This window comes from Streptomyces sp. NPDC021020 (assembly GCF_044333285.1).
In the GTDB taxonomy this organism is placed as follows: Bacteria; Actinomycetota; Actinomycetes; order Streptomycetales; family Streptomycetaceae; genus Actinacidiphila.
Window position 1 is genome coordinate 1 of the sequence record NZ_JBIRQQ010000021.1, and the last position, 9,461, is coordinate 9,461.

Here is a 9,461-nt window from a genome sequence, read left to right on the forward strand (position 1 = left end):
GGTTACATTCCGAACCCGGAAGCTAAGCCTTTCAGCGCCGATGGTACTGCAGGGGGGACCCTGTGGGAGAGTAGGACACCGCCGAACAAATATTGCAGGAGCCCCGCTCCCGGATCTGATCCGGGAGCGGGGCTCTTTGTGTTTCCCAAAGTCCGTTCCCAGGCACGCGAAGAAGAGGGCCGCCCTCCCGGAGGAAGGCGGCCCTCTCAGCGGCCTGGTCGGCGAGTGTCAGCGGCGGACGTCGGACGGGGTGGCGGGAGCCTCGTATCCGGGGATCTTCGCGGCGCGGACGAGGTCGATGTCCAACGCCTCGCGGCGGATGCGCTGGTCGACGTACAGCAAAGAGACGGCGCTCGCGCTGACCGGCAGGGTCAGGACGGAGGCGATGACGGCGCCGCCCGCATTGATGAGGACGGTGGGCCAGTCGGCCGCGCCGTCCGTGGAGAAGAGGCCGCCGTTTCCGTTGCCCACCGCGCCGGCGATGGCGTTGAAGGGCAGCTCGATGAGGAGGGACGTGACTCCCGTGACGAGCACGACGAGAAACTGCACGCCGAGGACGCGCCACCAGGAACCGGTGACGAGTTTCACCGAGCGCTTCATCGCGGTCCGGATGCCCTGCTTCTCCAGGATGAGGGCGGGTGCGGCGAAGCTCCAGAGGTTCCACTGCCACAAGCACACGAAGACGGCGGCCAGGATGCCGAGGGAGGCGAGCGCGACGCCGCCGTCCTCCGAACCGGCCCAGACGACCAGGCCGCCGGGGAGCACGGCCACCGCGGTGATGGCGACGAGTGCGAGGGGCAGCAGCACCGCGAGGCCGAGGAGCTGCGGCAACCGGGACCGTGCTTCCTGCCAGGAGGCGCGGAGGGTGACGGGGCGGCCCAGCACGGCGCGGCTGACGACGAGGGTGAGCAGGCCCGAGGCGAGGATGACGCCGATCACGCTGGTGAGCATGACCAGGAAGGTCCCGCCTGCGCTATTGGCGATCGCGTGTGCGATGTCGCCCAACGTGGGGTCGGACTCGTCCTGGAGGTTGTCGAGGCTGCTGTTGTCGATCAGATACCTGTTGACGACGGCGCTGATGCCCTCGGTCAGCACGGCGACGCCGAGGACCAGCGTCATGGCCGTGCGCCAGTGCGCGCGGAAGGTGGCGAAGGCGCCGCTGAGGATGTCGCCGGCGTCGAGCGGGCGCAGCGGGACGACTCCGGGCCGCGGCGCGGTGGGAACGGCAGGGGCCCAGCCGATCGGCGGCTGGCCGTAGAAGGGCGCCTGCGGGCCCCAGCGCGGGCCGCCGTGGTCGGGGCCGGGCGGGGGCGGGGGCGTCCACTGCTGACCCCAGCCGCCCTGGCCCGGGCCGGGCTGCGGCGGCAGGGGCACCACGGGGGGCGCGGACTGCTCGGCAGGGGGGCCGGAGGGAGCGGGGGCGTCGGGAGTGCCCGAGGCCTGCCATGTGCCGGCCGGGGGCTGCTGCTGCGACCAGTTGGCCGCCGGGGGCGTGACAGTGCCGGAGTCGGCGTTCTCCGGCGTGTCCGGGGCGTTCACGGCCTCCTGCGTGCCGGGGTCGGCGCCGGATGCCGGGACCGGGGCTGCGTCGCCGGTGTCCGGCTGCGCTGCGGGAGGTGTGTCGTCGAGGCTGTCGCCGTTGCCCGGTTCCGGGGATCCGGACGATCCGGGCGAGGTCCAGCCCGGAGTGTTGGTCATCGGAGGCTGCCCTTTCGTACGTGCTGGGTGTACTGCCGGTACGCGTGTCCGTACTCGCGCCATCGTGTCACGGGCTGCCGCTGGACGGACCGGGCAGGGCAGACTGGACGGATGGATGATCACCTGGTGGATTCCGCTTCCGGCCCGGTTCCCGCGCTGCGGTGGGAGGAGCCGCCGGAGGGCCCGGTCGTGGTGCTTCTCGACCAGACGCGGCTGCCCCGGGAGGAGGTCGAGCTGGCGTGCACGGATGTGCCGGCGCTGGTGTCGGCGATACGTTGCCTCGCTGTGCGCGGGGCGCCGCTGCTGGGCCTTGCGGGGGCGTACGGGGTCGCGCTCGCGGCTGCCCGCGGCTTCGACGTGGAGGAGGCGGCGGACCAGCTGGCGCACGCGCGGCCGACGGCGGTGAACCTGGGCTACGGCGTCCGGCGGGCGCTGGAGGCCTACCGCGCGGCCGGGCCGGAGGAGGCCGCGGCGGCGGCGCTCGCCGAGGCGCGCGCGCTGCACGCGGAGGACGCGGCGGCGAGTACGGAGATGGCGGCGCGCGGGCTTGGCCTGCTGGAGGAGCTGGCGCCCGGCGGCAGCTACCGGATCCTGACCCACTGCAACACCGGGGCGCTGGTCTCGGGCGGGCAGGGCACGGCGCTGGGCGTTGTCCTGGCGGCGCACCGTGCGGGCATGCTGCGGCGGCTGTGGGTCGACGAGACGCGTCCGCTGCTGCAGGGGGCGCGGCTGACGGCGTACGAGGCGGCGCGGGCCGGGATGCCGTACACGCTGCTCGCGGACAACGCGGCCGGGTCGCTCTTCGCGGCGGGGAAGGTGGACGCGGTGCTGATCGGGGCGGACCGGATCGCGGCGGACGGTTCGACGGCGAACAAGGTGGGGAGTTATCCGCTGGCGGTGCTCGCCCGCTACCACGGGGTGCCGTTCATCGTGGTGGCGCCGTCGACGACGGTCGATCCGGCCACCGCGGACGGTGCGTCGATCGAGGTGGAGCAGCGCCCCGGGAACGAGGTGACCGACCTTGCGGCGTCTCCGCTGGGCGCGCAGGCCTATAATCCGGCTTTCGACGTCACCCCGCCGGAGCTGATCACCGCGATCGTCACGGAGAACGGTGTGGCGTCACCCGTGACCGCCGCGAGTCTCGCGTCGGTGGGCGCACAGCAGACCGCTCGGTGACGTTCCGTGGATCGTTGACCGCGGGACGTTCCGTCCGTTATCCACAGGCTGCACATGGGGGGCAGCGCAAGACCGTACAAGCAGGGACAATGGTCGCATAGCGTGACCTTGGTCACCAAAGGTCACCGGTATCGATATGCAAATGGGATGATGGTCGGTATGAAGGGACGTGTCCTGGTCGTCGATGACGACACCGCGCTGTCGGAGATGCTCGGCATCGTGCTGCGTGGAGAAGGTTTTGAGCCGTCGTTCTGCGCTGACGGCGACAAGGCGCTTGCCGCCTTCCGTGAGGCCAAGCCGGATCTGGTGCTGCTCGACCTGATGCTGCCGGGACGGGACGGGATCGACGTCTGCCGGCAGATCAGGGCGGAGTCGGGTGTCCCGATCGTGATGCTGACGGCGAAGAGCGACACCGTCGACGTGGTCGTCGGGCTGGAGTCCGGTGCGGATGACTACGTCATCAAGCCGTTCAAGCCGAAGGAGCTGGTGGCGCGGGTCAGGGCGCGGCTGCGCCGGGCCGAGGAGCCCACGCCCGAGCAGCTGACCATCGGCGATCTGGTGATCGACGTGGCCGGCCACTCGGTCAAGCGCGACGGGCAGCCGATCGCGCTGACCCCGCTGGAGTTCGACCTGCTGGTGGCGCTCGCGCGCAAGCCGTGGCAGGTCTTCACCCGCGAGGTGCTGCTGGAACAGGTGTGGGGGTACCGCCACGCGGCGGACACCCGCCTGGTGAACGTGCATGTGCAGCGGCTGCGCTCCAAGGTCGAGCAGGACCCGGAGCGCCCGGAGATCGTCGTGACCGTCCGAGGGGTCGGCTACAAGGCAGGACCGGGCTGACATGCGCGGACCGTACGAGCGTGAGCTGCTGGAGGGCCGGCTCGCGGACCCGATGCGGGGTCTGCTGCCGGTCATCCGCTCGTGCGTGCGCTGGGCACGGCGTCCGCTGCAGCCGGCGTCCCGGCTGTGGCGGCGCAATCTCCAGCTGCGGGTCGTCGCCTTCACGCTGCTGATGTCCGTCGGCGTGGTGCTGCTGCTCGGCTTCGTCGTGATCGGCCAGGTGCGCAACGGCCTGCTCGACGCCAAGGAGAAGGCCTCGGTCAAGCAGGCCATGAGCGGCTTCTCCATCGCGCAGAACATGGCGACGCAGGACGGCCAGGAGACCGACAGCACGGGCTCGGGCGCCACGGCCAAGCAGAGTGATTCGGGCGCCTGGGCGACCGATCTGACCTCGCAGTTCTCCAGCGGTGGCAAGGGCGTGTACTGGATCGTCGTGCTCAGCCCCGGCGGCGAGTCCGGCATCCAGTCCGGCGGTGGCACACCGCGGGGGGCGCGCACCTCGGACAACGCCCTGCAGAAGAGTGTTTCCAAGGAACTCAGGGCGGCCGTCGACCGCACCCCGGGGGCCGTCAAGCAGTACACGAAGGTCTACACCGACGACGGCAATCCGCCGCGGTCGGCGCTGGCGGTCGGCAAGCGCATCACGGATCCCGGCGGCAACGAGGTCCAGCTCTACTACCTCTTCGCCTTCGACCAGGAGCAGAAGACGCTCGGGCTGGTCAAGGGCACGCTGGCGACAGCTGGGATCTTCGTCGTGGTGCTGCTCGGCGCCATCGCCTGGCTGGTGACCCGGCAGGTGGTCACCCCGGTGCGGATGGCTGCCGGGATCGCCGAGCGGCTGGCCGCGGGCCGGCTCCAGGAGCGGATGCAGGTCTCGGGCGAGGACGACATCGCCAGGCTGGGCGAGTCCTTCAACAAGATGGCACAGAACCTCCAGGTCAAGATCCAGCAGATGGAGGACCTGTCGCGGATGCAGCGGCGTTTCGTCTCCGACGTCTCGCACGAGCTGCGGACCCCGCTGACGACCGTGCGGATGGCAGCGGATGTCATCCATGACGCGCGCTCGGACTTCGACCCGGTGACGGCGCGCTCCGCGGAACTGCTGCAGAACCAGCTGGACCGCTTCGAGTCGATGCTGTCCGACCTGCTGGAGATCAGCCGGTTCGACGCGGGCGCCGCGGAGCTGTCGGCGGAGCCGATAGACCTGCGCGACGTCGTACGGCAGGTGGTGGACGCCGCCGAGCCGTTGGCCGAGCGCAAGGGCAGCACGGTGCTGATACGCGGCGACGCGCAGCCGGTGGTGGCCGAGGCCGACCCGCGCCGGGTCGAGCGGGTGCTGCGCAACCTGGTGGTCAACGCGATCGAGCACGGCGAGGGCCGTGACGTGGTCGTACGGCTCGCGACAGCTGACGGCGCGGTCGCGGTGGCGGTGCGGGACTACGGTGTCGGACTCAAGCCCGGCGAGGCGACCCGGGTGTTCAACCGCTTCTGGCGGGCCGACCCGGCGCGGGCGCGGACCACGGGCGGGACGGGCCTGGGCCTGTCGATCGCGGTGGAGGACGCGCGGCTGCACGGCGGCTGGCTGCACGCCTGGGGCGAGCCGGGCGGCGGCTCGCAGTTCCGTATGACGCTGCCGCGGACCGCGGGGGACAGCCTGCGCAGTTCGCCGATACCGCTGGAGCCGGATGATTCGCGCCGCAACCGCGGCCTGACGTCCTCGGCGGGAGCGGGCACCTTGAGCGTGCCGGAGCCGCGTGGCGGGGCCGGGCAGGGGCACCGCAGGGAGATGGGGCCGGCGCGGCCGCCGCTCATCCCGCCGATGCCGTCCACCGGGTCCGCGCGTCCGCCGACAGCCGACCCGGCGGCGCTGCCGGGCAGCGGGGCACGGGTCGTCGGGCACCGGGAAGCCGTTCGGAAGGACGAGATCTGATGGCAGGGCTGGGGGGTCGGCCGGGGCGGCTGGCCAAGGTGGTGGTGCCGCTGTCCGCGGCCCTGCTGCTGGCGGGTTGCGCGTCCATGCCGAGCGGCGGTGAGGTCAGCAAGGTCGACGACAGCCAGCAGGCCGAAGGCGACACCCAGGTGCGGGTGTTCGGCGTCCCGCCCCAGCCGCACGAGACGCCCGCGGCGATCGTCAACGGCTTCCTGGAGGCCACCACCAGCGGCGAGACCGACTTCGCCACCGCCAAGCAGTATCTGACGACGGATCTGAAGAAGCGCTGGAATCCGCTCGCCGGTATCACCGTGCTCGCCTCCGTGCCGCGGGCCCCGCAGATGCCCGACACGGACACGAAGGCGACGCAGGAGACGGTCGACCTGACGAACCGTGAGACCGCGAGAGTGGACGCGGGAAACGCCTACCGGCTTTCCACCGCCGCCTTCCACGAGGAGGTCCAGCTGGTCAAGGAGAGCGGCGAGTGGCGGATCAGCGTCCTGGACAACGGGCTGCTCCTGTCCGCCGCGGACTTCCAGCGCATATACCACTCGGTGAACATGTACTACTTCGCCGTCAGGGGATCGGGAGACGGCCCGGGCAGCAGGCAGACGCTGATCGCCGACCCGGTGTACCTGCGCAGGCAGCAGCCCGACACACTCGCCGCCACGGTCACCGCCCTGCTCGGCGGCCCGAGCAAGTGGCTTGCGCCCGTGGTCAGCACCGCTGTTCCGGCCGGTGCGCAGCTGCACGGCCACAACACGGCGAGTGTGTCGCTGGACGACTCCCAGAGGCTCCAGGTGCGCCTGGACAAGGCGGACAAAGTGCGTGGGGAGGCGTGTCGTCGGCTCGCCGCGCAGCTCTTCGCCACCGTGCAGGGCCAGTCGTCGGTGCAGCTTTCCTCGGTGGAGGTGCAGCGCACGGACGGGAGTGAGGCCTGCACGATCGCCAGGGACGAGGCCGGGCAGTACGGGCCGGGCGCGCTCGTGGGTACGGTGAACGGGCCGTTCTACATCGGCACCGAGAAGCACAATCTGCTGGTGACGCCGCCGGGCAGCACGTCCGGTTTCCCGGTCCGCGGGCCGCTCGGTGCCGACAAGGCCGATCTGCGGTCGACCGCGGTGCGCCGGGACGGGGACGCGGCCGCCGCGGTCAAGGCCGACGGGCGCCAGCTGGTCGTTGCGCAGCTCGCCGACGGTGCCACCGCCCAGACGGCCCCGCTGACCAGCGCCGCCAAGGACCCGAAGAACGGGCTGAGCGCGCCGAGCTGGGACGGCTTCGACGATCTGTGGGTGGCCGACCGCAACCCGGCCGTCTCCCGGCTGTACGTGCTCCCCGGCGGTACGGGGCAGCCCTTCGCGGTCGACGTCCCGGAGCTCCAAGGGCGCATCGAGTCGCTGCGGGTGGCCTCGGACGGGGTGCGGATCGCGCTGGTGGTGTCCGAGGACGGGCGGGACCTGCTGATGCTCGGCCGGGTCGACCGCGGCGGGACGGCATCGCAGCCGGAGTTCACCGTGCAGGATCTCCGCGACATCACGCCGGTCGACGAGAGCGTCCTGTCGGTGTCCTGGGCCGGGGGCAGCCGACTGGTGGTGCTCGGCAGCGACCCGGCCGGCAGCGGGCAGCAGATCCAGTGGGTCAGCACCGACGGCTCGGTGTCGCCCGCGTCGGACACCATCGGCGAGGCCGACTCGGTGGCGGCGTCCGAGGCCCCGGACCAGGCAACCGTGTCGCTGGTCGCCGCCTCCCACGGCAGCGTTTACTGGCAGTCCCAGGACCTGAACTGGAAGAAGGTCACCCCGGCCGGTTCCGGCCCCGTCTACCCGGGCTGACGGCTTCGGTCCGGTCGGCCCGGGCTGTCGGCCCGGGCCCGGTCCACCCCGGAGCGGGGGGCCGTGCGGCGGCCCCGGCCGGGGTTTTCCACAGCCCTCGAACGGGTGACTGGCAGGGCACCGCCGCGGGCCGTCACAGTGGAGTCATGCGGGGCTGGTGGCAGGAGATCGCCGGGCTGGTGCTCCCGGTGGACTGCGCGGGCTGCGGCCTGCCGCGTACGGAGCTGTGCGAGCGCTGCCGGGGGCTGCTGGGCGGAGCGGCCTCGGTCCGGCGGGTGCGCCCGGTGCCCGAGCCGCCGGGCCTGCCGCCGGTGTGCGCGGTGGCGCGGTACGGCGACGAGGTGCGGGCCGTACTCCTGGCGCACAAGGAGCGGGGTGCGCTGGGGCTGGCCCGTCCGCTGGGCAGGGCGCTCGCCGCGGCCGTGGCGGGGCTGGACGTCGCCGGAGCGGTGCTGCTGGTGCCGGTGCCGTCCGCGCGGCGGGCGGTGGCGCGGCGGGGCCATGACGCGACGGCGCGGATGGCCAGGGCGGCCGCGGCGGTGCTGCGCGGGCAGGGCACCCCCGCGCGGGCGGCGGCGGTGCTGCGGCAGCGGCGGCTGGTCGCCGACCAGTCAGGGCTCGACGCGGCCGGGCGGTCGGCGAACCTGTCCGGGGCGGTCGAGGCGGCCGGGGGCGCGGCAGGACTGCTGGCGGCGGTCCCGGTGGTGCTGGTGGACGACCTGGTGACGACCGGGACGTCACTCAGCGTGGCCGCGCAGGCGGTCACGGTGGCGGGCGGACGGGTGGCGGGGGCGGCGGTGGTGGCGGATGTCGGCCTTCGCTGAAATCCACTCGGATGCGCGTTGTCGCAGGTGGCGGCGGTCGGGATTCACTCGAACGGAGGTGTCCGGACGCTGCGGATGCCGACTTCTGCACTCCGGGACTATGTTCGGGGTAGAGGGAAGACAACACCACGGGGTGATGATCTTCCTCGTTGGGCAGGAGGAGGTGAAAGCCGCAGCTCCGCGGTTCCCGGCCGACGGGGAAGCGGAGCGGCTGCCGACGCAGTGCCGGACGGGACCGGTTTCCCGGTCCGGCCTCAGCGAAAGGGATCGCCGCCGATGAGACGGCGGGGTCCGGGAACGGAGTTCTGCGTGGACATCGTCGTCAAGGGCCGCAAGACCGAGGTGCCGGAGCGGTTCCGGAAGCACGTGACCGAGAAGCTGGACAAGATCCAGAAGCTCGACGGCAAGGTGATCAGCCTCGACGTCGAGGTGTCCAAGGAGCTCAACCCGCGGCAGGCGGAGCGCGCCGACCGCGTGGAGATCACGCTCAACTCGCGCGGGCCGGTGATCAGGGCGGAAGCCGCCGCCGCCGACCCGTACGCCGCGCTGGACGTCGCGGTGACCAAGCTGGAGGCGCGGCTGCGCAAGGCCGCGAGCAAGCGCCACACGCGCCGCGGAGCGGGCCGGATCCCCGCCGCGGACGTGTCCTCCGTGGTCCCCGACGCCGCCTATCTCAACGGGGACGGGGACCCGGTCCCCGGCCCGGACGAGGAGCAGGGCGTGCCGACCCGGCGGATGGCGTCGCTGGAGGTGCGCGGCGAGGGCCCGCTGGTGGTCCGGGAGAAGACGCACGCGGCCGCCCCGATGCCGCTCGACCAGGCGCTGTACGAGATGGAGCTGGTCGGACACGACTTCTACCTGTTCGTGGACGCCGACACCAAGCAGCCGAGCGTGGTCTACCGGCGGCACGGTTACGACTACGGCGTCATCCATCTCAACTCCGACGAGGCGATGACGCAGGCCCCCGGCGGCGCGGGCGGCGCGCTGCGCCGCTGACCGGCGGAGCGCCGTACCGAACGGTCGGAGGCCCGACCGTTCGGTACGGCGCGGGGGGGGGGGGGGGGGGCGGCGCCGCCCCCCCCCCCCCCCCCCGCGAGGCCGAAGGGGAGGGCGGAGGGGGGTCGGGTGGGGTGGTGGGGGGGGGGGTGTGGGGGTATGGGACCG

At 72.5% G+C, this 9,461-nt stretch carries 7 protein-coding genes and 1 rRNA gene; 7 read left to right on the forward strand and 1 reads right to left on the reverse strand.

Annotation, left to right across the window (positions count from 1 at the left end; translation table 11 throughout):
• Positions 1 to 87 (forward strand): 5S ribosomal RNA (gene rrf / locus ACH4SL_RS36915); the annotation flags it as partial.
• A gap of 141 nt (positions 88 to 228) precedes the next feature.
• Here rrf and ACH4SL_RS36920 read toward each other — a convergent pair.
• Positions 229 to 1,698, reverse strand: a complete 1,470-nt coding sequence (locus ACH4SL_RS36920; protein ID WP_398454646.1) for a hypothetical protein — start codon at positions 1,696 to 1,698, stop codon at positions 229 to 231.
• Between the two features lie 111 nt (positions 1,699 to 1,809).
• Here ACH4SL_RS36920 and mtnA point away from each other — a divergent pair, with 111 nt between their 5' ends.
• The 6 genes from mtnA to hpf all read left to right on the forward strand — a co-directional run bounded on the left by mtnA (position 1,810) and on the right by hpf (position 9,293).
• Positions 1,810 to 2,874, forward strand: coding sequence for an S-methyl-5-thioribose-1-phosphate isomerase (gene mtnA / locus ACH4SL_RS36925; RefSeq protein ID WP_398454648.1), 1,065 nt, complete (start codon positions 1,810 to 1,812; stop codon positions 2,872 to 2,874).
• 147 nt (positions 2,875 to 3,021) lie between these two features.
• Positions 3,022 to 3,711, forward strand: coding sequence for an MtrAB system response regulator MtrA (gene mtrA, locus ACH4SL_RS36930; protein WP_106966605.1), 690 nt, complete (start codon positions 3,022 to 3,024; stop codon positions 3,709 to 3,711).
• A gap of 1 nt (position 3,712) precedes the next feature.
• Positions 3,713 to 5,641 carry an MtrAB system histidine kinase MtrB gene (gene mtrB / locus ACH4SL_RS36935; protein ID WP_398454652.1) on the forward strand — a complete coding sequence of 643 codons (1,929 nt, stop codon included), beginning with the start codon at positions 3,713 to 3,715 and terminating at the stop codon, positions 5,639 to 5,641.
• Complete coding sequence (locus ACH4SL_RS36940) at positions 5,641 to 7,473, forward strand: LpqB family beta-propeller domain-containing protein (protein WP_398454654.1); 1,833 nt, start codon at positions 5,641 to 5,643, stop codon at positions 7,471 to 7,473. The genes mtrB and ACH4SL_RS36940 overlap by 1 nt, the downstream gene beginning before the upstream one ends.
• A 146-nt stretch (positions 7,474 to 7,619) precedes the next feature.
• Positions 7,620 to 8,297: a ComF family protein gene (locus ACH4SL_RS36945; RefSeq protein ID WP_398454657.1), complete on the forward strand. Its 678-nt coding sequence runs from the start codon at positions 7,620 to 7,622 to the stop codon at positions 8,295 to 8,297.
• Between the two features lie 309 nt (positions 8,298 to 8,606).
• A complete protein-coding gene (gene hpf / locus ACH4SL_RS36950; RefSeq protein ID WP_398454659.1) occupies positions 8,607 to 9,293 on the forward strand; it encodes a ribosome hibernation-promoting factor, HPF/YfiA family in 687 nt (228 codons plus the stop codon).
• Positions 9,294 to 9,461 lie beyond the last annotated feature (168 nt).

Bases quoted from the DNA above. Each gene is read 5' to 3' on its own strand.
- ACH4SL_RS36945 (WP_398454657.1), top strand. From the start codon at position 7,620: ATGCGGGGCTGGTGGCAGGAGATCGCCGGGCTGGTGCTCCCGGTGGAC.
- mtrB (WP_398454652.1), top strand. From the start codon at position 3,713: ATGCGCGGACCGTACGAGCGTGAGCTGCTGGAGGGCCGGCTCGCGGAC.
- mtrA (WP_106966605.1), top strand. From the start codon at position 3,022: ATGATGGTCGGTATGAAGGGACGTGTCCTGGTCGTCGATGACGACACC.
- mtnA (WP_398454648.1), top strand. From the start codon at position 1,810: ATGGATGATCACCTGGTGGATTCCGCTTCCGGCCCGGTTCCCGCGCTG.
- ACH4SL_RS36920 (WP_398454646.1), bottom strand. From the start codon at position 1,698: ATGACCAACACTCCGGGCTGGACCTCGCCCGGATCGTCCGGATCCCCG.
- ACH4SL_RS36940 (WP_398454654.1), top strand. From the start codon at position 5,641: ATGGCAGGGCTGGGGGGTCGGCCGGGGCGGCTGGCCAAGGTGGTGGTG.